Origin of the sequence: Pseudomonas parafulva, assembly GCF_002021815.1 — a bacterium.
GTDB lineage: Bacteria > Pseudomonadota > Gammaproteobacteria > Pseudomonadales > Pseudomonadaceae > Aquipseudomonas > Aquipseudomonas parafulva_B.
On sequence record NZ_CP019952.1, the window covers coordinates 168,879 to 195,878 of the forward strand.

The window sequence follows — 27,000 nt, forward strand, 5'->3', positions numbered from 1 at the left end:
TTACTACATGACGCTGATCAGCAGACAAACGTTTCATTTCTGAATCACTCTGCAACCCAGGCTTCAGCTGCTGAGAAAGGAGCAGAGAAACGATATGTATTGGGCCTGTCATTACAGCCTAGCTTAATGTCATTTATCAGGCGCTGGTTTGCTGGCGTTCGTGCAACCCATGTTAGTTAAAATTCATCCCTTGAAGCCCACTTCCTTGGTCGACTCTGGCCGATAATCGCAGGCGCGTGGCAAGGGCTGGTTTAGACGATGAGCGCCTTCGGCTGCCGTTTATTCAGCGGTGAGCCAGCCTGAAAATTTGCAGCACCTCGGGTCATTCTCGGGCATGTAATCGGCAAGGTTTATGCTTACGAGACTGAGGAATGTGGCGTCAATAAACAAAATCGACCTTCTGTTGACGCTGTCGGTCCTACTGAGCCCGACGAACGGTTGAAAAGCATGTGATTTCTGGCCGCTGTCATCACTTGGGCCCGCATGCTCTGTGCCATTGCGCTGTTTTAATGACGCAAGGCATTTGCTGTTGATTGGCCCTTGGCTAAGGTAAAAATATCAATGTGACATTACCTTGGTGATTGTTTAGGATGGCCAATATAAGGTCAATAGTTTGGCAGAAATCTAACTTCATTTCGTCATAGACGGAATGTTGACGCAACCAAGCGTCAAGAGATCATCGACATAATTCCTGTTCAGGTGGCTGCGGATGCCGCTCTGGCACAGAAGTACCCCAGCGGGTCACACGGAGAGTCCAATGAGCAGCGTTGTAGCCATCGTCAAAAGTATTGTCGGCCAGGTTATTGCGGTATCCCCTGAAGGCATCAGGCGTGTGCTCATAGAAGGCGATCGACTTCTTGCAGGTGAACAGGTCCTTACCGGTCCGGGTGGCGCGGTAACGCTGGAGTTGGCAGACGGCCGGTTGCTTGACCTTGGTCGTGATACCCAGTGGAGCGCAGACACGCCTGACAGCAGTACTGACTTGGGCCAGGCCGCTGCCCAGGCAGCGCCGTCGGTCGAGGAATTGCAACAAGCGATCGCTGCAGGCGCTGACCCGACCACCGATCTTGAAGCCACGGCTGCCGGGCCGACCGCTGCGGGCGGCGGTGCGGCAGGTGGCGGCCACAGTTTCGTCATGCTGGAAGAAACGGCCGGCAGCGTTGATCCCACGATTGGCTTCCCTACAGAAGGCCTTGGTTTTGCCGCAGCGGCCGCCCCCGTGGAGGTAGCTGGAACCACTGCTGACAATCGCGTCACCGCGCCGACAACGGGCACTACGGTTGCCACCACCCTTGTGGTCGGGGCCACGCCATCGATCAGCGAAGCGGGTGGCGTCATTGTTTATACCGCTACGGTTGGCCAGGCACCGAGCAGCGACCTTCTCATCACCCTGGCCAATGGCTCTGTGATCGTCATTCCGGCCGGGCAGACCACTGGCAGTGTCAATGTCGTGATCCCGCCGAAAGACACGCCCTACATTGATGGTGGGCAAATTTCGACCACTGTTACCGGTACCAGCGGGGGGAGTGGCATTTCAGTAACTCCACCTCAAGGGCCGTTGGTTACTGAAATTACAGATACCATCGATGTCACCACTGCAACGTTGACCGCCACTCCCTCGGTCACCGAAGGCGGTGTGATCACGTACACCGTGACATTGACCAACCCGGCCCAGACTCCAGTGACTGTGACCCTGTCCAACGGCCAGGTCATCACTGTTGAGGCAGGCAAGACCCAGGGCAGCATCGACTTCCAGACCCCGGCCAACGACGTCTACAACAACGGTTCCACCGTTAGCGTGACCATCGACAGCGCCACGGGCGGTAATTTCGAACAGCTGACCCCGAACCCAGCGGCTGCCGTTACTACGATCAATGATTCGATCGACACTACCACTGCCACGCTGACGGCTTCGCCAAGCGTGACCGAAGGTGGCGTGATCACTTACACCGTCACGCTGACCAACCCGGCTCAAACCCCAGTTACCGTGATCCTGTCCAACGGCCAAGTCATCACTGTTGAGGCAGGCAAGACCCAGGGCAGCATCGACTTCCAGACTCCGGCCAACGATGTTTACAACAACGGCTCGACCGTTAGTGTGACCATCGACAGCGCTACGGGGGGTAACTTCGAACAGCTAACGCCTAACCCGACGCCAGCTGTAACGACGATCAATGATTCGATCGACACGACCACTGCCACGCTGACGGCTTCGCCGAGCGTCACCGAAGGCGGTGTCATTACCTACACCGTTACCCTGACCAACCCGGCTCAGACTCCGGTCACCGTGACCCTGTCCAATGGTCAGGTCATCACCGTTGAAGCAGGCAAGACCCAGGGCAGCATCGATTTCCAGACCCCGGCCAACGACGTCTACAACAACGGTTCCACCGTTAGCGTGACCATCGACAGTGCCACGGGCGGCAACTTCGAACAGCTGACGCCAAACCCGACACCAGCAGTTACCACGATCAATGATTCGATCGACACCACCACTGCCACGCTGACGGCTTCGCCAAGCGTGACCGAAGGTGGCGTGATCACTTACACCGTCACGCTGACCAACCCGGCTCAAACCCCAGTTACCGTGACCCTGTCCAACGGCCAGGTCATCACTGTTGAAGCAGGCAAGACCCAGGGCAGCATCGACTTCCAAACCCCGGCGAACGACGTCTACAACAACGGTTCCACCGTTAGCGTGACCATCGACAGCGCCACGGGCGGCAACTTCGAGCAGCTGACGCCTAACCCGACGCCAGCTGTAACGACGATCAATGATTCGATCGACACCACTACCGCGACCTTGACCGCGAGTCCTTCGGTCACCGAAGGCGGTGTCATCACTTACACCGTGACCCTGACCAATCCGGCTCAGACTCCGGTCACCGTGACCTTGTCCAACGGTCAGGTCATCACCGTTGAAGCAGGCAAGACCCAGGGCAGCATCGATTTCCAGATCCCGGCGAACGATGTCTACAACAACGGCTCGACCGTTAGCGTGACCATCGACAGCGCCGCGGGCGGTAACTTCGAACAGCTGACGCCTAACCCGACGCCAGCGGTTACCACGATCAATGATTCGATCGACACCACTACCGCGACCTTGACCGCGAGTCCTTCGGTCACCGAAGGCGGTGTCATCACTTACACCGTGACCCTGACCAATCCGGCTCAGACTCCGGTCACCGTGACCTTGTCCAACGGTCAGGTCATCACCGTTGAAGCAGGCAAGACCCAGGGCAGCATCGACTTCCAAACTCCGGCCAACGATGTCTACAACAACGGCTCGACCGTTAGTGTGACCATCGACAGCGCTACGGGCGGCAACTTCGAGCAGCTGACGCCTAATCCAGCGGCTGCGGTTACCACGATCAATGATTCAATCGACACTACAACCGCGACCCTGACCGCGAACCCTTCGGTTACTGAGGGCGGTGTCATCACCTACACCGTGACCCTGACCAACCCGGCTCAGACTCCGGTGACCGTGACCCTGTCCAACGGCCAGGTCATCACCGTTGAAGCAGGCAAGACTCAAGGCAGCATCGATTTCCAGACCCCGGCCAACGATGTCTACAACAACGGCTCGACCGTTAGTGTGACCATCGACAGCGCCACGGGCGGCAACTTCGAGCAGCTAACGCCTAACCCGACGCCAGCTGTAACGACGATCAATGATTCGATCGACACGACCACTGCCACGCTGACGGCTTCGCCGAGCGTCACCGAAGGCGGTGTCATTACCTACACCGTTACCCTGACCAACCCGGCTCAGACTCCGGTCATCGTGACCCTGTCCAATGGTCAGGTCATCACCGTTGAAGCAGGCAAGACCCAGGGCAGCATCGATTTCCAGATCCCGGCCAACGATGTCTACAACAACGGCTCGACCGTTAGTGTGACCATCGACAGCGCTACGGGCGGTAACTTCGAACAGCTGACGCCTAACCCGACGCCAGCGGTTACCACGATCAATGATTCGATCGACACCACTACCGCGACCTTGACCGCGAGTCCTTCGGTCACCGAAGGCGGTGTCATCACTTACACCGTGACCCTGACCAATCCGGCTCAGACTCCGGTCACCGTGACCTTGTCCAACGGTCAGGTCATCACCGTTGAAGCAGGCAAGACCCAGGGCAGCATCGACTTCCAGACCCCGGCGAACGACGTCTACAACAACGGCTCGACCGTTAGCGTGACCATCGACAGCGCCGCGGGCGGTAACTTCGAACAGCTGACGCCTAACCCGACGCCAGCGGTTACCACGATCAATGATTCGATCGACACCACTACCGCGACCTTGACCGCGAGTCCTTCGGTCACCGAAGGCGGTGTCATCACTTACACCGTGACCCTGACCAATCCGGCTCAGACTCCGGTCACCGTGACCTTGTCCAACGGTCAGGTCATCACCGTTGAAGCAGGCAAGACCCAGGGCAGCATCGACTTCCAGACCCCGGCCAACGATGTCTACAACAACGGCTCGACCGTTAGTGTGACCATCGACAGCGCTACGGGCGGCAACTTCGAGCAGCTGACGCCTAATCCAGCGGCTGCGGTTACCACGATCAATGATTCAATCGACACTACAACCGCGACCCTGACCGCGAACCCTTCGGTTACTGAGGGCGGTGTCATCACCTACACCGTTACCCTGACCAACCCGGCTCAGACTCCGGTCACCGTGACCCTGTCCAATGGTCAGGTCATCACCGTTGAAGCAGGCAAGACCCAGGGCAGCATCGATTTCCAGACCCCGGCCAACGATGTCTACAACAACGGCTCGACCGTTAGTGTGACCATCGACAGCGCCACGGGCGGCAACTTCGAGCAGCTAACGCCTAACCCGACGCCAGCTGTAACGACGATCAATGATTCGATCGACACGACCACTGCCACGCTGACGGCTTCGCCGAGCGTCACCGAAGGCGGTGTCATTACCTACACCGTTACCCTGACCAACCCGGCTCAGACTCCGGTCACCGTGACCCTGTCCAATGGTCAGGTCATCACCGTTGAAGCAGGCAAGACCCAGGGCAGCATCGATTTCCAGACCCCGGCCAACGACGTCTACAACAACGGTTCCACCGTTAGCGTGACCATCGACAGTGCCACGGGCGGTAATTTCGAACAGCTGACGCCTAATCCGACGCCAGCGGTAACTACGATCAACGACTCGATCGACACTACCACTGCCACGCTGACGGCTTCGCCAAGCGTCACTGAAGGCGGCGTGATCACCTACACCGTGACCCTGACGAACCCGGCTCAGACCCCGGTCACCGTGACCTTGTCCAACGGCCAGGTCATCACTGTTGAAGCAGGCAAGACCCAGGGCAGCATCGACTTCCAAACCCCGGCGAACGACGTCTACAACAACGGCTCGACCGTTAGCGTGACCATCGATAGCGCCACGGGCGGTAACTTCGAGCAGTTGACCCCGAATCCAGCGGCTGCCGTTACCACGATCAACGATTCGATTGATACGACCACTGCAACTCTGACCGCTTCACCAAGCGTCACCGAAGGCGGCGTCATCACCTACACCGTGACCTTGACCAACCCGGCTCAGACTCCTGTGACCGTGACCCTGTCCAATGGCCAGGTCATCACTGTTGAGGCTGGCAAGACTCAAGGCAGCATCGACTTCCAAACCCCGGCCAACGACGTTTACAACAACGGTTCCACCGTTAGCGTGACCATCGACAGCGCCACGGGCGGTAATTTCGAGCAGTTGACGCCTAGTCCGACGCCAGCTGTAACGACGATCAATGATTCGATCGACACCACTACCGCGACCCTGACCGCGAGTCCTTCAGTCACCGAAGGCGGTGTCATCACTTACACCGTTACCCTGACCAATCCGGCTCAGACTCCGGTCACTGTGACCCTGTCCAATGGCCAGGTCATCACTGTGGAGGCTGGCAAGACTCAGGGCAGTATCGATTTCCAGACCCCGGCCAACGACGTCTACAACAACGGCTCGACCGTTAGTGTGACCATCGACAGCGCTACGGGCGGCAACTTCGAGCAGCTGACGCCTAATCCGACGCCAGCCGTAACGACGATCAATGATTCAATCGACACCACTACCGCGACCCTGACCGCGAATCCTTCGGTCACTGAAGGCGGCGTCATCACCTACACCGTGACCCTGACCAACCCGGCCCAGACTCCAGTGACTGTGACCCTGTCCAACGGCCAGGTCATCACTGTCGAAGCAGGCAAGACCCAGGGCAGCATCGATTTCCAGACCCCGGCCAACGACGTCTACAACAACGGTTCCACCGTTAGCGTGACCATCGACAGCGCCACCGGCGGCAACTTCGAAGAACTGACCGCAAACCCCACGCCAGCCTCCACGGTCATCAACGACAGTATCGACACTGTCACCGTTAGCATCGTCAGTAACGGCAATGTGACCGAAGATCAGCAGCCGTCCTTCACGGTCAAAGTCAGTCAAGCCTTGGACCGTCCGCTCACTGTCACATTGTCGAATGGTGACAAAGTCACCATCGAGGCTGGAAAGACTGAGGTCGAGTACAAGCTCGCCGCACAAGGCGACGATGTCATCAAGGATCCAGGCTCCGTCACGCTAGGTGTGACCGACGCTAGCGTCCCGGGCGCCACGTTCGAGAACCTAGTCATCGGTGGCCCGGCAACAGTTGAAATTTCCGACACCATCAGCGAAGTCATCGCAACCCTTACGGCGGACAAGACGACTGTTACAGAGGGTGGCCAAGTTACCTACACCGTAACTCTGAGCAACGCTCAAGGCTTGCCTGTTACTCAACATGGAGCACTGACTTTCACGCTGACTGACGGGACGAAAGTCACCATTCCAGCCAATAGCGTCGCTGGCAGCACTACTATTGCCGTTGGCGATGATGTGTATATGGGTGGCCAGCCTGCTCTGGTGAACAAGCTAGAGTCGGTTTCGGGTGGAGATAACTTCGAGAAGTTGACGCTGGGCAATGAGGTTGTAACCACTACAGTAACTGACGAGCCAGGTTCGGGTACCCCGGGCACGGGTAACCAAGGCGATTTGGTACTGGTCACTATTACCGCTGACCAGAACTCCGTAGCTGAGAACGTCAAGCCGACGTTCACTGTTCAGATCAACAAAGCCCTGGCCAACGACTTGGTCGTGACCCTGAGCAATAACGCTCAAGTCACCATCAAAGCCGGCCAGACCGCTGTTTCCTACGAACACGCGGCGCAAGGCGACGACGTTTACAAAGACTCGGGCGAAATCAGCCTGGGCATCAAGTCGGCAGCCGATGCAGGCGGTCGTACCTTCGAGAACCTGCAACTGGGCAATGATGCTTCGGTCAAAGTGACCGACACCATCGACGAAGTTGTGGCCAAGCTCACTGCGACTACTTCGGTCGCCGAAGGCGGCGAGATCACCTACACCGTGACGCTGACCAACAAAGACGGTCTGCCGATCAACAACCACGCTGAGCTGTACTTCCACCTGAAAGACGGCACCACCGTCGTGGTTCCTGCCAACAGCACCGTAGGTTCGGCCACTGCTACTGCGCCGGACAACGTTTATGTGGGTACGAACCCTGCCGTCGTGAACTCGATCGAATCGGTCAGCGGTGCGGATGCCTGGAAGTTCGAGCAACTGACGCTGGATAAAACCCAGGTCAGCACCGAAGTTACCGACGAGCCAGGTTCGGGTACTCCGGGCACGGGTAATCAAGGCGATCTGGTGCTGGTCACTATTACCGCTGACCAGAACTCCGTTGCTGAGAACGTCAAGCCGACGTTCACCATCCAGATCAACAAGGCCTTGGCCAACGACCTGGTCGTTACTCTGAGCAACAATGCTCAGGTCACCATCAAAGCCGGCCAGACCGCTGTTTCCTATGAGCATGCCGCTCAAGGCGACGACGTCTACAAAGACTCGGGCGAAATCAGCCTGGGCATCAAGTCGGCAGCCGATGCAGGCGGCCGTACCTTCGAAAACCTGCAGCTGGGTAACGATGCCTCGGTCAAAGTCACCGACACCATCGACGAAGTTGTGGCCAAGCTCACTGCGACTACTTCGGTTGCCGAAGGCGGCGAGATCACCTACACCGTGACGCTGACCAACAAAGACGGTCTGCCGATCAACAATCACGCTGAGTTGTACTTCCACCTGAAAGACGGCACCACCGTCGTGGTCCCTGCCAACAGCACCGTAGGTTCGGCCACCGCCACTGCACCGGACAACGTTTATGTGGGCACGAACCCTGCTGTCGTGAACTCGATCGAATCGGTCAGCGGCGCGGATGCCTGGAAGTTCGAGCAACTGACGCTGGATAAAACCCAAGTCAGCACCGAAGTTACCGACGAGCCAGGTTCGGGTACTCCGGGCACGGGTAACCAAGGCGATCTGGTGCTGGTCACTATTACCGCTGACCAGAACTCCGTTGCTGAGAACGTCAAGCCGACGTTCACCATCCAGATCAACAAGGCCTTGGCCAACGACCTGGTCGTTACTCTGAGCAACAATGCTCAGGTCACCATCAAGGCTGGTCAGACTGCCGTGTCCTACGAACATGCCGCTCAAGGCGACGACGTCTACAAAGACTCGGGCGAAATCAGCCTGGGCATCAAGTCGGCAGCCGATGCAGGCGGCCGTACCTTCGAAAACCTGCAGCTGGGTAACGATGCCTCGGTCAAAGTCACCGACACCATCGACGAAGTTGTGGCCAAGCTCACTGCGACTACTTCGGTTGCCGAAGGCGGCGAGATCACCTACACCGTGACGCTGACCAACAAAGACGGTCTGCCGATCAACAACCACGCTGAGCTGTACTTCCACCTGAAAGACGGCACCACCGTCGTGGTTCCTGCCAACAGCACCGTAGGTTCGGCCACTGCTACTGCACCGGACAACGTTTATGTGGGCACGAACCCTGCCGTCGTGAACTCGATCGAATCGGTCAGCGGCGCGGATGCCTGGAAGTTCGAGCAACTGACGCTGGATAAAACCCAGGTCAGCACCGAAGTTACGGACGAGCCAGGTTCGGGTACTCCGGGCACGGGTAACCAAGGCGATCTGGTGCTGGTCACTATTACCGCTGACCAGAACTCCGTTGCTGAGAACGTTAAGCCGACGTTCACCATCCAGATCAACAAGGCCTTGGCCAACGACCTGGTCGTGACCCTGAGCAATAACGCTCAAGTCACCATCAAAGCCGGCCAGACTGCTGTTTCCTACGAGCACGCAGCGCAGGGCGACGACGTTTACAAAGACTCGGGCGAAATCAGCCTGGGCATCAAGTCGGCAGCAGACGCTGGCGGCCGCACCTTTGAAAACCTGCAGCTGGGTAACGATGCCTCGGTCAAAGTGACCGACACCATCGACGAAGTTGTAGCCAAGCTCACCGCTACCGACTCGGTCACCGAAGGCGGTCAGATCACTTACACCGTGACCCTGACCAACAAAGATGGCCTGCCGATCGACAAACACGGCGCGCTGACCTTTACGCTGGACGACGGCAAGACCGTCATCACCATCCCAGCCAACGGCACTACCGGTTCGGTCACTGTAACCGCGCCAGACAACGACTATGTCGGTGCTAACGATCCGGTCGTGAAATCGATCGCCTCCGTCACTGGCGCAGATGTTGGCAAGTTCGAGCAACTGACGCTGGACAAGACTCCAGTCAGCACCCAAGTTACCGACGAGCCAGGCTCGGGTACTCCAGGCACGGACAACCAGGGCAACCAAGTTCTGGTCACCATTGCGGCGGATCAGATTTCTGTTGCTGAAAACGTCAAGCCAACGTTCACTGTTCAGATCAACAAGGCCCTGGCCAACGACTTGGTCGTGACCCTGAGCAACAATGAAAAGGTCACCATCAAGGCCGGCGAAACCAGCGCTCAGTACACCCACGCGGCACAAGGTGACGACGTCTACAAAGACTCGGGCGAAATCAGTCTGGGTATCAAGTCGGCAGCCGACGCTGGCGGCCGCACGTTCGAAAATCTGCAGTTGGGCAACGATGCCTCGGTCAAAGTGACTGACACCATCGACGAAGTTGTAGCCAAGCTCACCGCTACCGACTCGGTCACTGAAGGCGGTCAGATCACCTACACCGTGACCCTGACCAACAAAGACGGCCTGCCGATCGACAAGCACGGCGCGCTGACCTTCACCTTGGACGATGGCAAGACCACCATCACCATCCCGGCGAACGGCACCACTGGTTCTGTCACCGTAACTGCCCCGAACAACGTTTACGTCGGCGCGAACGACCCAGTGGTCAAGGCTATTGCGACCGTCACCGGTGCTGATGTTGGTAAGTTCGAAAAGCTGACCTTGGACACTACTCCGGTTAGTACTGCTGTCACTGACGAGCCAGGTTCGGGTACGCCAGGCACGGGCAACCAGGGCGACCAAGTGCTGGTCACCATCACCGCTGACCAGACATCTGTTGCCGAGAACGTCAAACCAACGTTCACCGTCCAGATCAACAAGGCCCTGGCCAATGACTTGGTCGTGACCCTGAGCAACAACGCTCAAGTCACCATCAAAGCTGGTCAGACTGCTGTTTCCTACGAGCACGCAGCGCAAGGCGACGACGTCTACAAAGACTCGGGCGAAATCAGTCTGGGTATCAAGTCGGCAGCCGACGCTGGCGGCCGCACGTTCGAAAATCTGCAGTTGGGCAACGATGCCTCGGTCAAAGTGACTGACACCATCGACGAAGTTGTGGCGAAGCTCACAGCAACCGACTCGGTCACTGAAGGCGGTCAGATCACCTACACCGTGACCCTGACCAACAAAGACGGCTTGCCGATCGACAAGCACGGCGCGCTGACCTTCACCTTGGACGATGGCAAGACCACCATCACCATCCCGGCGAACGGCACCACTGGTTCTGTCACCGTAACTGCCCCGAACAACGTTTACGTCGGCGCGAACGACCCAGTGGTCAAGGCTATTGCGACCGTCACCGGTGCTGATGTTGGTAAGTTCGAAAAGCTGACCTTGGATACTACTCCGGTTAGTACTGCTGTCACTGACGAGCCAGGTTCGGGTACGCCAGGCACGGGCAACCAGGGCGACCAAGTGCTGGTCACCATCACCGCTGACCAGACATCTGTTGCCGAGAACGTCAAACCAACGTTTACCGTGCAGATCAACAAAGCCCTGGCTAACGACCTGGTCGTGACCCTGAGCAACAACGCTCAAGTCACCATCAAAGCCGGCCAGACCGCTGTTTCCTACGAGCACGCGGCGCAAGGCGACGACGTTTATAAAGACTCCGGCGAAATCAGCTTGGGCATCAAGTCGGCAGCCGACGCTGGCGGTCGCACCTTCGAAAATCTGCAGTTGGGCAATGATGCCTCGGTCAAAGTGACCGATACCATCGACGAAGTCGTAGCCAAGCTGACTGCTACTGACTCGGTTACCGAAGGTGGTCAGATCACCTACACCGTGACCCTGACCAACAAAGACGGCCTGCCGATCGACAAGCACGGCGCGCTGACCTTCACCTTGGACGATGGCAAGACCACCATCACCATCCCGGCGAACGGCACCACTGGTTCTGTCACCGTAACTGCCCCGAACAACGTTTACGTCGGCGCGAACGACCCAGTGGTCAAGGCTATTGCGACCGTCACCGGTGCTGATGTTGGTAAGTTCGAAAAGCTGACCTTGGACACTACTCCGGTTAGCACTGCTGTCACTGACGAGCCAGGTTCGGGTACGCCAGGTACCAGTAACGAAGGTGATTTGGTCCAGGTGACAATCACTGCCGACCAAACTTCCGTAGCCGAGAACGTCAAACCGACGTTCACCGTCCAGATCAACAAGGCCCTGGCCAACGACCTGGTCGTGACCCTGAGCAACAACGCTCAAGTCACCATCAAGGCTGGTCAGACTGCTGTTTCCTACGAGCACGCAGCGCAAGGCGACGACGTCTACAAAGACTCCGGCGAAATCAGTCTGGGTATCAAGTCAGCAGCCGACGCTGGCGGTCGCACCTTCGAAAATCTGCAGTTGGGCAACGAGGCCTCGGTGAAAGTCACCGATACCATCGACGAAGTTGTAGCCAAGCTCACAGCAACCGACTCGGTCACTGAAGGTGGTCAGATCACCTACACCGTGACCCTGACCAACAAAGATGGCCTGCCAATCGACAAACACGGCGCGCTGACCTTCACGCTGGACGATGGCAAGACCGTCATCACCATCCCAGCCAATGGCACAACCGGTTCGGTCACTGTGACCGCCCCTGACAACGACTACGTCGGTGCCAACGATCCGGTCGTTAAATCGATCGCCTCCGTTGCCGGCGCTGATGTTGGCAAGTTCGAGCAACTGACGCTGGACAAGACGCCAGTCAGCACTCAAGTTATCGACGAGCCAGGTTCGGGCACTCCGGGCACTGACAATCAGGGCGACCAAGTTCTGGTCACCATCACTGCCGACCAGACTTCTGTTGCTGAAAACGTTAAGCCGACGTTCACCGTTCAGATCAACAAAGCCCTGGCTAACGACCTGGTCGTGACCCTGAGCAACAACGCTCAAGTCACCATCAAGGCTGGTCAGACTGCTGTGTCGTACGAGCATGCCGCCCAAGGTGACGACGTCTACAAAGACTCCGGCGAAATCAGCCTGGGCATCAAGTCGGCAGCAGACGCTGGCGGCCGTACCTTCGAAAACCTGCAGCTGGGCAACGATGCCTCGGTCAAAGTGACTGACACCATCGACGAAGTTGTAGCCAAGCTCACCGCTACCGACTCGGTCACTGAAGGCGGTCAGATCACTTACACCGTGACCCTGACCAACAAAGATGGCTTGCCGATCGACAAACACGGCGCGCTGACCTTCACCCTGGACGATGGCAAAACTGTCATCACCATCCCAGCCAACGGGACAACCGGTTCGGTTACCGTCACAGCGCCTGACAACGTCTATGTCGGTGCAAATGACCCGGTCGTCAAATCGATAGCCTCCGTTGTCGGCGCAGATGTTGGCAAGTTCGAGCAGCTGACGCTCGACAAGACTCCGGTCACCACCCAGGTTACCGACGAGCCAGGCTCGGGAGTCCCTGGCACTGGCAACCAGGGCGACCTGGTCCACGTGACCATCACGGCCGACCAGACCTCTGTCGCCGAGAACGTCAAGCCGACGTTCACTGTGCACGTGAATACCGCACTGGCCAATGATCTGGTCGTGACCCTGAGCAACAACGAGAAGGTCACTATCAAGGCCGGCGAAACCAGCGTTCAGTACACCCACGCAGCACAAGGTGACGACGTTTACAAAGACTCGGGCGAAATCAGTCTGGGTATCAAGTCGGCAGCCGACGCTGGCGGTCGCACGTTCGAGAACCTGCAGCTGGGCAACGATGCCTCGGTGAAAGTCACCGACACCATCGACGAAGTTGTAGCCAAGCTCACCGCTACCGACTCGGTCACTGAAGGCGGTCAGATCACTTACACCGTGACCCTGACCAACAAAGACGGCCTGCCAATCGATAAACACGGCGCGCTGACCTTCACGCTGGACGACGGCAAGACCGTCATCACCATCCCGGCGAACAGCACTACCGGTTCGGTCACTGTGACCGCCCCTGACAACGACTACGTCGGTGCCAACGATCCGGTCGTTAAATCGATCGCCTCCGTTGCCGGCGCTGATGTTGGCAAGTTCGAGCAACTGACGCTGGACAAGACGCCAGTCAGCACTCAAGTTATCGACGAGCCAGGTTCGGGCACTCCGGGCACTGACAATCAGGGCGACCAAGTTCTGGTCACCATCACTGCCGACCAGACTTCTGTCGCCGAGAACGTCAAACCGACGTTCACCGTCCAGATCAACAAAGCCCTGGCCAACGACCTGGTCGTGACCCTGAGCAACAACGCTCAGGTCACCATCAAAGCCGGCCAGACTGCCGTGTCCTACGAGCACGCAGCGCAGGGCGACGACGTTTACAAAGACGCGGGCGAAATCAGCCTGGGTATCAAGTCGGCAGCAGACGCTGGCGGTCGCACCTTCGAAAATCTGCAGCTGGGCGGCGAGGCCTCGGTGAAAGTCACCGATACCATCGACGAAGTCGTGGCCAAGCTGACTGCTACTGACTCGGTTACCGAAGGTGGCCAGATCACTTACACCGTGACTCTGACCAACAAAGATGGCCTGCCAATCGACAAGCACGGCGCGCTGACCTTCACCCTGGACGATGGCAAAACTGTCATCACCATCCCAGCCAACGGGACAACCGGTTCGGTTACCGTCACAGCGCCTGACAACGTCTATGTCGGTGCAAATGACCCGGTCGTCAAATCGATAGCCTCCGTTGCCGGCGCAGATGTTGGCAAGTTCGAGCAGCTGACGCTCGACAAGACTCCGGTCACCACCCAGGTTACCGACGAGCCAGGCTCGGGAGTCCCTGGCACTGGCAACCAGGGCGACCTGGTCCACGTGACCATCACGGCCGACCAGACCTCTGTCGCCGAGAACGTCAAGCCGACGTTCACTGTGCACGTGAATACCGCACTGGCCAATGATCTGGTCGTGACCCTGAGCAACAACGAGAAGGTCACCATCAAGGCCGGCGAAACCAGCGCCCAGTACACCCACGCAGCACAAGGTGACGACGTTTACAAAGACTCGGGCGAAATCAGCCTGGGCATCAAGTCGGCAGCCGACGTAGGCGGCCGTACCTTCGAGAACCTGCAGCTGGGTAATGATGCTTCGGTCAAAGTGACCGACACCATCGATGAAGTCGTGGCCAAGTTGACTGCGACCACTTCGGTTGCCGAAGGTGGCGAGATAACCTACACCGTGACGCTGACCAACAAAGACGGTCTGCCGATCAACAACCACGCTGAGTTGTACTTCCATCTCAAAGACGGCACCACCGTCGTGGTTCCTGCCAACAGCACCGTAGGTTCGGCCACTGCTACTGCGCCGGACAACGTTTATGTGGGCACGAACCCTGCTGTCGTGAACTCGATCGAATCGGTCAGCGGTGCGGATGCCTGGAAGTTCGAGCAACTGACGCTGGATAAAACCCAAGTCAGCACCGAAGTTACCGACGAGCCAGGTTCGGGTACTCCGGGCACGGGTAACCAAGGCGATTTGGTGTTGGTCACCGTTACGGCTGACCAGACCTCCGTTGCCGAGAACGTCAAACCGACGTTCACTGTTCAGATCAACAAGGCCTTGGCCAACGACTTGGTCGTTACTCTGAGCAACAACGCCCAAGTCACTATCAAGGCCGGTCAGACTGCCGTGTCCTACGAGCACGCAGCGCAGGGCGACGACGTTTACAAAGACTCGGGCGAAATCAGTCTGGGTATCAAGTCGGCAGCCGACGCTGGCGGTCGCACGTTCGAGAACCTGCAGCTGGGCAGCGAGGCCTCGGTGAAAGTCACCGACACCATCGACGAAGTTGTAGCCAAGCTCACCGCTACCGACTCGGTCACTGAAGGCGGTCAGATCACTTACACCGTGACCCTGACCAACATAGACGGCTTGCCGATCGACAAACACGGCGCGCTGACCTTCACGCTGGACGATGGCAAGACCGTCATCACCATCCCAGCCAATGGCACAACCGGTTCGGTCACTGTGACCGCGCCAGACAACGACTACGTCGGTGCCAACGATCCGGTTGTGAAATCGATCGCCTCCGTTGTCGGCGCAGATGTTGGCAAGTTCGAGCAACTGACGCTGGACAAGACTCCAGTCACCACCCAGGTTACCGACGAGCCAGGCTCGGGTACTCCGGGCTCGGGCAACCAGGGCGACCAAGTGCTGGTCACCATCACCGCTGACCAGACATCTGTTGCCGAGAACGTTAAGCCAACGTTCACCGTTCAGATCAACAAAGCCCTGGCCAACGACCTGGTCGTGACCCTGAGCAATAACGCTCAAGTCACCATCAAAGCCGGCCAGACTGCTGTTTCCTATGAGCACGCCGCTCAAGGCGACGACGTCTACAAAGACTCCGGCGAAATCAGTCTGGGTATCAAGTCGGCAGCCGACGCTGGCGGTCGCACGTTCGAAAACCTGCAGCTGGGCGGCGAGGCCTCGGTGAAAGTCACCGATACCATCGACGAAGTTGTGGCGAAGCTCACAGCAACCGACTCGGTCACTGAAGGCGGTCAGATCACTTATACCGTGACCCTGACCAACAAAAATGGCCTGCCAATCGATAAACACGGCGCGCTGACCTTCACGCTGGACGATGGCAAGACCGTCATCACCATCCCAGCCAACGGCACTACCGGTTCGGTCACTGTGACCGCGCCTGACAACGTCTATGTTGGCGCGAATGATCCGGTCGTCAAATCGATCGCAACTGTTACTGGCGCAGACGTCGGCAAGTTCGAGCAACTAACGCTCGATAAAACACCTGTCAGCACCCAGGTTACCGACGAGCCAGGCTCGGGTACTCCAGGGACTGGCAACCAAGGCGATCTGGTCCACGTGACCATCACCGCCGACCAGACCTCGGTCGCCGAGAACGTCAAGCCGACCTTCACCGTGCACGTGAACACGGCCCTGGCTAACGACCTGGTCGTGACCTTGAGCAACAACGAGAAGGTCACCATCAAGGCCGGCGAAACCAGCGCCCAGTACACCCACGCAGCACAAGGTGACGACGTTTACAAAGACTCGGGCGAAATCAGCCTGGGCATCAAGTCGGCAGCCGACGTAGGCGGCCGTACCTTCGAGAACCTGCAGCTGGGTAATGATGCTTCGGTCAAAGTGACCGACACCATCGATGAAGTCGTGGCCAAGTTGACTGCGACCACTTCGGTTGCCGAAGGTGGCGAGATAACCTACACCGTGACGCTGACCAACAAAGACGGTCTGCCGATCAACAACCACGCTGAGTTGTACTTCCACCTGAAAGACGGCACCACCGTCGTGGTCCCTGCCAACAGCACCGTAGGTTCGGCCACCGCTACTGCGCCGGACAACGTTTATGTGGGCACGAACCCTGCCGTCGTGAACTCGATCGAATCGGTCAGCGGTGCGGATGCCTGGAAGTTCGAGCAACTGACGCTGGATAAAACCCAAGTCAGCACCGAAGTTACCGACGAGCCAGGTTCGGGTACTCCGGGCACGGGTAACCAAGGCGATTTGGTGTTGGTCACCGTTACGGCTGACCAGACCTCCGTTGCCGAGAACGTCAAACCGACGTTCACTGTTCAGATCAACAAGGCCTTGGCCAACGACTTGGTCGTTACTCTGAGCAACAACGCCCAAGTCACTATCAAGGCCGGTCAGACTGCCGTGTCCTACGAGCACGCAGCGCAGGGCGACGACGTTTACAAAGACTCGGGCGAAATCAGTCTGGGTATCAAGTCGGCAGCCGACGCTGGCGGTCGCACGTTCGAGAATCTGCAGCTGGGCGGCGAGGCCTCGGTCAAAGTCACCGATACCATCGACGAAGTCGTAGCCAAGCTGACTGCTACTGACTCGGTTACCGAAGGCGGTCAGATCACCTATACCGTGACCCTGACCAACAAGGATGGCCTGCCGATCGACAAGCATGGCGCGCTGACCTTCACCTTGGACGATGGCAAGACCACCATCACCATCCCGGCGAACGGCACTACCGGTTCGGTCACTGTAACCGCGCCAGACAACGACTATGTCGGTGCTAACGATCCGGTCGTGAAATCGATCGCAACCGTCACTGGCGCAGATGTTGGCAAGTTCGAGCAACTGACGCTGGACAAGACGCCAGTCAGCACCCAAGTTACCGACGAGCCAGGCTCGGGTACTCCGGGCACGGGCAACCAGGGCAACCAAGTTCTGGTCACCATCACTGCCGACCAAACTTCTGTTGCCGAGAACGTCAAACCAACGTTCACCGTGCAGATCAACAAAGCCCTGGCCAACGACCTGGTCGTGACCCTGAGCAACAACGCTCAAGTCACTATCAAGGCCGGCCAGACTGCTGTTTCCTACGAGCACGCAGCACAGGGCGACGACGTCTACAAAGACTCCGGCGAAATCAGCCTGGGCATCAAGTCGGCAGCAGACGCTGGCGGCCGTACCTTCGAAAACCTGCAGCTGGGTAACGATGCCTCGGTCAAAGTCACCGACACCATCGACGAAGTTGTAGCCAAGCTCACCGCCACCGATTCCGTAACCGAAGGCGGTCAGATCACCTACACCGTGACCCTGACCAACAAAGACGGATTGCCGATCAACAATCACGCTGAGTTGTACTTCCACCTGAAAGACGGCACCACCGTCGTGGTTCCTGCCAACAGCACCGTAGGTTCGGCCACCGCCACTGCACCGGACAACGTTTATGTGGGCACGAACCCTGCTGTCGTGAACTCGATCGAATCGGTCAGCGGCGCGGATGCCTGGAAGTTCGAGCAACTGACGCTGGATAAAACCCAAGTCAGCACCGAAGTTACCGACGAGCCAGGTTCGGGTACTCCGGGCACGGGTAACCAAGGCGATTTGGTGTTGGTCACCGTTACGGCTGACCAGACCTCCGTTGCCGAGAACGTCAAACCGACGTTCACTGTTCAGATCAACAAGGCCTTGGCCAACGACTTGGTCGTTACTCTGAGCAACAACGCTCAAGTCACCATCAAAGCCGGCCAGACTGCTGTTTCCTACGAGCACGCAGCGCAGGGCGACGACGTTTACAAAGACTCGGGCGAAATCAGCCTGGGCATCAAGTCGGCAGCCGACGCTGGCGGCCGTACCTTCGAGAACCTGCAGCTGGGTAACGATGCCTCGGTCAAAGTGACTGACACCATCGACGAAGTTGTAGCCAAGCTCACTGCAACCGACTCGGTCACTGAAGGCGGTCAGATCACTTACACCGTGACCCTGACCAACAAAGACGGCTTGCCAATCGACAAACATGGCGCGCTGACCTTCACGCTGGACGATGGCAAGACCGTCATCACCATCCCAGCCAATGGCACAACCGGTTCGGTCACTGTGACCGCGCCAGACAACGACTATGTCGGTGCTAACGATCCGGTCGTTAAATCGATCGCCAGTGTTGCTGGTGCGGACGTTGGTAAGTTTGAGCAACTAACGCTCGATAAGACGCCGGTCAGCACCCAGGTTACCGACGAGCCAGGCTCGGGTACTCCAGGCACGGGCAACCAGGGCGACCAAGTTCTGGTCACCATTACGGCCGACCAGACCACTGTTGCTGAAAACGTTAAGCCAACGTTCACCGTTCAGATCAACAAAGCCCTGGCTAACGACCTGGTCGTGACCCTGAGCAACAACGCTCAAGTCACCATCAAGGCTGGTCAGACTGCTGTGTCGTACGAGCATGCCGCCCAAGGTGACGACGTCTACAAAGACTCCGGCGAAATCAGCCTGGGCATCAAGTCGGCAGCAGACGCTGGCGGCCGTACCTTCGAAAACCTGCAGCTGGGCAACGATGCCTCGGTCAAAGTGACTGACACCATCGACGAAGTTGTAGCCAAGCTCACCGCTACCGACTCGGTCACTGAAGGCGGTCAGATCACTTACACCGTGACCCTGACCAACAAAGATGGCTTGCCGATCGACAAACACGGCGCGCTGACCTTCACCCTGGACGATGGCAAAACTGTCATCACCATCCCAGCCAACGGGACAACCGGTTCGGTTACCGTCACAGCGCCTGACAACGTCTATGTCGGTGCAAATGACCCGGTCGTCAAATCGATCGCCTCCGTTGCCGGCGCAGATGTTGGCAAGTTCGAGCAGCTGACGCTCGACAAGACTCCGGTCACCACCCAGGTTACCGACGAGCCAGGCTCGGGAGTCCCTGGCACTGGCAACCAGGGCGACCTGGTCCACGTGACCATCACGGCCGACCAGACCTCTGTCGCCGAGAACGTCAAGCCGACGTTCACTGTGCACGTGAATACCGCACTGGCCAATGATCTGGTCGTGACCCTGAGCAACAACGAGAAGGTCACTATCAAGGCCGGCGAAACCAGCGTTCAGTACACCCACGCAGCGCAGGGCGACGACGTTTATAAAGACTCGGGCGAAATTAGCCTGGGCATCAAGTCGGCAGCCGACGCGGGTGGTCGCACCTTCGAGAACTTGCAACTGGGTAACGAGGCGTCGGTCAAAGTCACCGACACCATCGACGAAGTAGTCGCGAAACTGACTGCGACCGACTCCGTGGCCGAAGGCGGTCAGATCACCTACACCGTGACCCTGACCAACAAGGACGGCCTGCCAATCGACAAGCACGGCGCGCTGACCTTCACCCTGGACGATGGCAAAACCACCATCACCATCCCGGCCAATGGTACGACCGGCTCGGTAACCGTCATCGCACCTGACAACGTCTACATCGGCGCCAACGACCCGGTCGTCAAGTCGATCGCGGCGGTCAGCGGTCCGGATGTCTGGAAATTCGAGCAGCTGACCTTGGACAAGACCCCGGTCAGCACCGCAGTCACCGACGAGCCAGGCTCGGGTATGCCAGGCAATGACAACCAGGGTGATCTGGTTCTGGTTAACATCGTGGCCAATCAGGTCTCGGTCAACGAGGCCACGCCACCCCTGTTCACCCTGACCCTGAACCGCGTGCTGGACAAGGATCTCACCGTCACCCTGAGCAACAACGCCACTGTTGTGTTCAAGGCCGGCGAGACCAGCAAGTCCTATGTCGCACCTGCCCAGGGTGATGACGTCTTCAAGGACGAAGGCAAGATCCAGATCGGCATCGTCAAGGCCGAAGTGCCGAATGCTACCTTCGAGAACCTGGTGCTAGGCGCACCTGCATCGGTCGATGTCACCGACACCATCAGCAAAGTCACGGCTGTGCTGGCTGTGGATAACACCTCGGTCGTCGAAGGCGGGAAGATCACCTACACCGTGACCTTGATCAGCGAAGACAGCGACCTGCCGGTGACTGGCCACGGCGGCGTGACCGTTACCTTGACCGGTGGCACCCAGGTATTCATCGCCGCTGGCTCTGCCACGGGTACCGTCACCATCAATGCGCCAGATGACGTGTACGTGGGCGGCCAGCCTGCGGTCACCAAGTCGATTACCGACATCACGGTCGCAGGCGCCAAGCAATTCGAAAACCTGGTGGCGGACAAGTCGCCGGTCACTACCACCGTGCACGACGAACCTGCCGGCCAGGGCGACCTGGTGCAGGTCAATATCGTCGCCAACCAAGTGTCGGTGAACGAAGCCACGGCACCGACCTTCACCCTGAGCCTGAACCGTGCACTGGACAAGGACCTGACCGTCACCCTGAGCAACAACGCTACCGTTGTGTTCAAGGCTGGCGAGATGACCAAGACCTACACCGCCGCTGCGCAGGGCGATGACGTGTTCAAGGACGAAGGCAAGATCGAGGTCGGCATCGTCAAGGCAGAGGTGCCGAACGCCACCTTCGAGAACCTGGTCATTGGCGGCCCGGCTTCGGTCAACGTTACCGACACGATCAGCAAGGTTACTGCGGTACTGGCTGTGGATAACACCACCGTGACCGAAGGCGGCAAGATCACCTACACCGTGACCTTGGTCAGCGAAGACAACAACCTGCCAGTGACCGGCCATGGTGGCGTGACCGTCACCCTGACCGGTGGCACGCAGGTGTTCATCGCCGCCGGGTCTGCCAGCGGTACCGTCAGCATCAACGCACCGGATGACGTATACGTCGGCGGCCAGCCTGCAATCACCAAGGCCATCACGGATATCAGTGTGGCCGGTGACAAGCAGTTCGAGAACCTGGTGGCCAACAAGTCGCCAGTGACCACCACCGTGACTGACGAACCTGCTGGCCAGGGCGACTTGGTGCAGGTGAACATCGTTGCGGATCAAGCGTCGGTCAACGAAGCCACGGCCCCAACCTTCACCCTGAGCCTGAACCGTGCGTTGGACAAGGACCTGACTGTCACCCTGAGCAACAACGCTACCGTTGTGTTCAAGGCTGGCGAGATGACCAAGACCTACACGGCCGCGGCGCAGGGCGACGACGTGTTCAAGGACGAGGGCAAGCTGGAGATCGGCATCGCCAAGGCTGAAGTGCCGAACGCCAAGTTCGAGAACCTGGTGCTGGGCGCCCCTGCCTCGGTCAACATCACCGACACCATCAGCAAGGTCACCGCTGTGCTGGCTGTGGATAACACCACTGTGGCTGAAGGCGGCAAGATCACCTACACCGTGACCTTGGTCAGCGAAGACAACAACCTGCCGGTCACCGGCCATGGTGGCGTGACCGTCACCCTGACCGGCGGCACGCAGGTGTTCATCGCCGCCGGGTCTGCCAGCGGTACCGTCAGCATCAATGCGCCGGACGACGTGTACGTCGGCGGCCAGCCTGCCATCACCAAGGCCATCACGGATATCAGTGTGGCCGGTGACAAGCAGTTCGAGAACCTGGTGGCCAGCAAGGCGGCAGTCACGACCACCGTCACCGACGAGCCGGCTGGGCAGGGCGACCTGGTGCAGGTGAACATCGCTGCAGACCAAGTGTCGGTCAACGAAGCCACTGCGCCGACCTTCACCCTGAGCCTGAACCGTGCGTTGGACAAGGACCTGACCGTCACCCTGAGCAACAACGCTACCGTTGTGTTCAAGGCTGGCGAGATGACCAAGACCTACACCGCCGCGGCGCAGGGCGACGACGTGTTCAAGGACGAGGGCAAGCTGGAGATCGGCATCGCCAAGGCCGAGGTGCCGAACGCCAAGTTCGAGAACCTGGTGCTGGGCTCCCCTGCCTCGGTCAACATCACCGACACCATCAGCAAGGTCACCGCTGTGCTGGCTGTGGATAACACCACTGTGGCTGAAGGCGGCAAGATCACCTACACCGTGACCTTGGTCAGTGAAGACACCAACCTGCCGGTGACTGGCCATGGTGGCGTGACCGTCACCCTGACCGGCGGCACCCAGGTGTTCATCGCCGCCGGCTCTGCCAGCGGCACCGTCACCATCAATGCGCCGGATGATGTGTATGTCGGTGGCCAGCCTGCAATCATCAAGGCCATCACTGACCTCACCGTCGCCGGTGACAAGCAGTTCGAGAACCTGGTGGCGAGCAAGAACACGGTCACCACGGCGGTGACCGATGAGCCGGCCGGCCAGGGTGACCTGGTACTGGTCAACATCGTGGCCAACCAGGCCTCGGTCAATGAAGCCACGCCGCCTCTGTTCACCCTGACCTTGAACCGCGTGCTGGACAAAGACCTCACCGTGACCCTGAGCAACAACGCCACCGTTGTGTTCAAGGCCGGGGAGACCAGCAAGTCCTACGTCGCGCCAGCTCAGGGTGATGACGTGTTCAAGGACGAGGGCAAGCTGGAGATCGGCATCACCAAGGCCGAAGTACCAAACGCCAAGTTCGAGAACCTGGTGCTGGGCGCGCCTGCCTCGGTCAACATCACTGACACCATCAGCAAGGTCACTGCTGTGCTGGCTGTGGATAACACCACCGTCGTCGAGGGTGGCAAGATCACCTACACCGTGACGCTGGTCAGTGAAGACACCAGCCTGCCTGTGACAGGCCACGGCGGCGTGACCGTGACCCTGACCGGTGGCACGCAAGTGTTCATTGCCGCGGGTTCCGCAAGCGGTACGGTCAGCATCAATGCGCCGGATGACGTGTACGTCGGTGGCCAGCCTGCCATCACCAAGGCCATCACCGACATCAGCGTTGCCGGTGACAAGCAGTTCGAGAGCCTGGTGGGCAGCAAGACTGCCGTGACCACGACCGTGACCGACGAGCCGAGCGGCCAGGGCGACGTGACCACCGTCGGTATCAGTGGCACCACCTCGCTCACCGAAGGCGAGACGGCGCACTACACCCTGACGTTGAGCAACCCGTCCCAGTCCGAAGTCACTGTGACCCTCAGCTACTCGGGCACGGCCAAGAACGGCGAAGACTTCACGGGTGTCACCACCGTGAAAATCCCGGCCAACAGCTCCGGCGTGACCTTCGATGTGCCGACGATCGACGACAAGCTGGTCGAAGGCACCGAGAACTTCACGGTCAAGATCGAAAGCGCCACCGGTGGCAACTTCGAAAACCTGCAGGTAAACGGCAGCAAAGGCAGCGTCACCACCGCCATCCTCGACAACGACAACCTGCCGGTATCACCAGGCGGTGCCGTGTATGGCGTGGAAGACACCGACTACGTATTCGCCTGGGGTGACTTCAAGGTCACCGACCCGGATGGCAATACCGGTCTGGCCGTGACCATCACCTCGCTGCCGGCTGCAGGCAGCCTCAAGTACTTCAACGGCAGCAGCTGGACCAACGTTACTGTCGGCCAAGTGATCAGCCAGGCCGATATCGCCGCCAGCAAACTGAAGTTCGTGCCGCTGCTCAACCAGTCCGGCGCTGATGGCTACGGTGGCACCGGCGTGGGCAACCAGCAGGCTGACTACGCGCAGTTCAAGTACAAGCCCAACGACGGGACCAACCTGGGTACCGAAACGACCATGAAGGTCGACATCAGCCCTGTGGCAGACATGCCGACGCTGGCCATCGGCAGCGCCGATGTAGTGTCCAAAGGCTTGACCAAGGAAGTGTGGACCACCCTGAAGGACTTGGGTACCAACGGCAATGGCATCACCGGTGATGCACTGAAGACGGTCTTTGCCAACTCCGGCAGCGCCACCTCCAGTGCTACCACCACCAACGTCCAGTCCGACGGCAGCGTGAATGGAGGCAGCGGTTCGAAGACCTCCGGCCTGATCTACCTGGAAGCTGGCAAGACCTACACCTTCAGTGGTACTGCCGACGACAGCTTCCTGGTCAATATCGGTGGCAAGACCGTGGTCACGGCCACGTGGGGCGGCGGCGGCCAGGTGACGGGGTCGTTCACGCCTACGGCGACCGGCTACTACCCGATCGAGGTCTACCATGCCAACCAGTCCGGCCCGGGCAGCTATGATCTGAACATTCAGGTCGGCTCTGGCGGCGTGACCGACCTGAGCAGCGCAAACATCCGCATGTACCAGAACGTGACCGAGATGGCCAACGCTGGTCTGAGCGTGTCAGACGCGCACACGGTCAACGGCCAAACCTACTACGATGGCTACAAGCTCAACGAAGGCCCAGAGAACGGTACGGTGAAACTGGTCGGTATCTCGACTGCCCTGACCGATACCGACGGTTCCGAGACGCTGAGTGTCAAGCTATCCGGCATCCCGGCGGGGGCGGTGGTCAGCGATGGTGCTGGCCATACCGCTACCGTTGGCGCCAGTGGCGTCGATGTGACCGGTTGGAAGTTGGGCAGCCTCACCATCAAGCCACCGGCCTACTACCAAGGCCAGTTCGACGTGAAGGTCACCTCTACCTCCACGGAGAGCGTGGGCGGCAGCAAGGCGGTCAACGAAGGCACGATCAAGGTCACGGTGTACCCTGATACCTACTCGGCGACCAACCTCACGGCCGAGAGCGATACGTTCACCGGAACGGGCGCCAACGAGATCATCGTCGCCGACATCAGCGGCCTGCATGTGGTCCCAGGTCAGAACTACAACCTGGCCTTCATCGTGGATACCTCGGGCAGCATGAAGGACTCCGTGGACCCTGCGCAGAAAGCACTGCAGTCGGTCTTCACCACGCTGTCCAACAGCGTCAAAGGGGCAACGTCCGGCACGGTCAACGTGTTGCTGGTGGACTTCGCCACTCAGGTGAAATCCACCGTTGCGGTCAACCTGTCCGACAGCAATGCCCTGCAGACGCTGAAAAATGCCCTGACGGCCATGACGGCCAAAGGTGGCACCAACTACGAGGACGCCTTCAAGACGACGGCCAACTGGTTCCAGAACCTCAAGGATTCTGGCGTTACCGGCAACAATCAGACGTTCTTCATCACCGACGGCGAGCCAACTTACTACCAGACCGGTGAGCGTGGTAACCCGGCGCTGCTCAGCAGCAAGGGCATCATGATGGATGCTTACCTGTCGTCCATTAACTACAAGCTCGGCCAGACCGTGAACGTCAACCTGGACAGCAGCAACGTCCTGAACATTGACAGCTCGGGGTACCTTACGGTTACCAGATACGGCTTCTGGAGCTCGACCCAGACGTTGTCAGGCACATTGCACGCGCAGGGCGACGGCACTTATGAGCTGTCCAGCCTGGCAGGCCAGGGCAGCTACGCCGATGCTGACACGATTACCAACTCCCAGAACGCGTATGCGTTACTCAAAGGGTTGTCGCCCACCATCGAGGCGATCGGCATCGGCAGCGGCGTCAACACCGATGACCTCAAGCCGTACGACTCCGATGGCAAACCGCAGAGCAACATCGATGCCTCCAACCTGGCCAACGCCATTCTGGGCCACACCGAGGCCATCCAGCCTGGTAGTGACACCGTCAATGGTGGCGATGGCAACGACATCCTGTTCGGCGACGTGATCACCATGCCGTCGGTGGCGGGTAACGGTATCGAAGCGCTGCAGAACTATGTGGCGATGAAAACCGGTGTCGATGCCAGCGCGGTGGACAGCAAGGCGATGCACCAGTACATCTCCGAGCACTACACCGAGTTCGATATCTCCGGGCCCAATGGCGGCAACGACATCCTGTCGGGCGGTAACGGTAACGACATCCTGTTCGGTCAGGGCGGCAACGACATCCTCGATGGTGGCAAGGGTAATGACATCCTGCTGGGTGGCTCGGGTAACGACACCCTCATCGGCGGCCCGGGTAACGACATCCTGATCGGCGGCAGCGGTGCCGATACCTTCGTCTGGAAGGCCGGCGATTATGGCAATGACGTCATCAAGGACTTCAACCGCTCCGAAGGTGACCGCATCGACCTCAAGGACCTGCTGCAAGGCGAGAAAGGCAGCACCATCGACAACTACCTCAAGCTGTCGACCGTGGAGGGCACCACGACGCTGCAGGTCAGCAGCGAAGGCAAGCTCAACACCGATGGCGGGCTGGCCAACGCTGACGTCACCATCAAGCTCGAAGGTGTGAACTGGTCCAACCAGACGATCAACTCGTTGATCAGCGGTGCCGACCCGACCATCATCATCCACAACAAAGACAGCTGATG

Annotated in this window: 1 protein-coding gene; it reads left to right on the forward strand. The window is 58.8% G+C overall.

Annotated elements, in window-relative coordinates:
- Positions 1 to 757 precede the first annotated feature (757 nt).
- Positions 758 to 26,998 (forward strand): immunoglobulin-like domain-containing protein, encoded by a 26,241-nt coding sequence (locus B2J77_RS00795; RefSeq protein ID WP_078477801.1) that lies wholly within the window; start codon positions 758 to 760, stop codon positions 26,996 to 26,998.
- The last annotated feature ends 2 nt before the right edge of the window (positions 26,999 to 27,000 follow it).

Bases quoted from the DNA above. Each gene is read 5' to 3' on its own strand.
- B2J77_RS00795 (WP_078477801.1), top strand. From the start codon at position 758: ATGAGCAGCGTTGTAGCCATCGTCAAAAGTATTGTCGGCCAGGTTATT.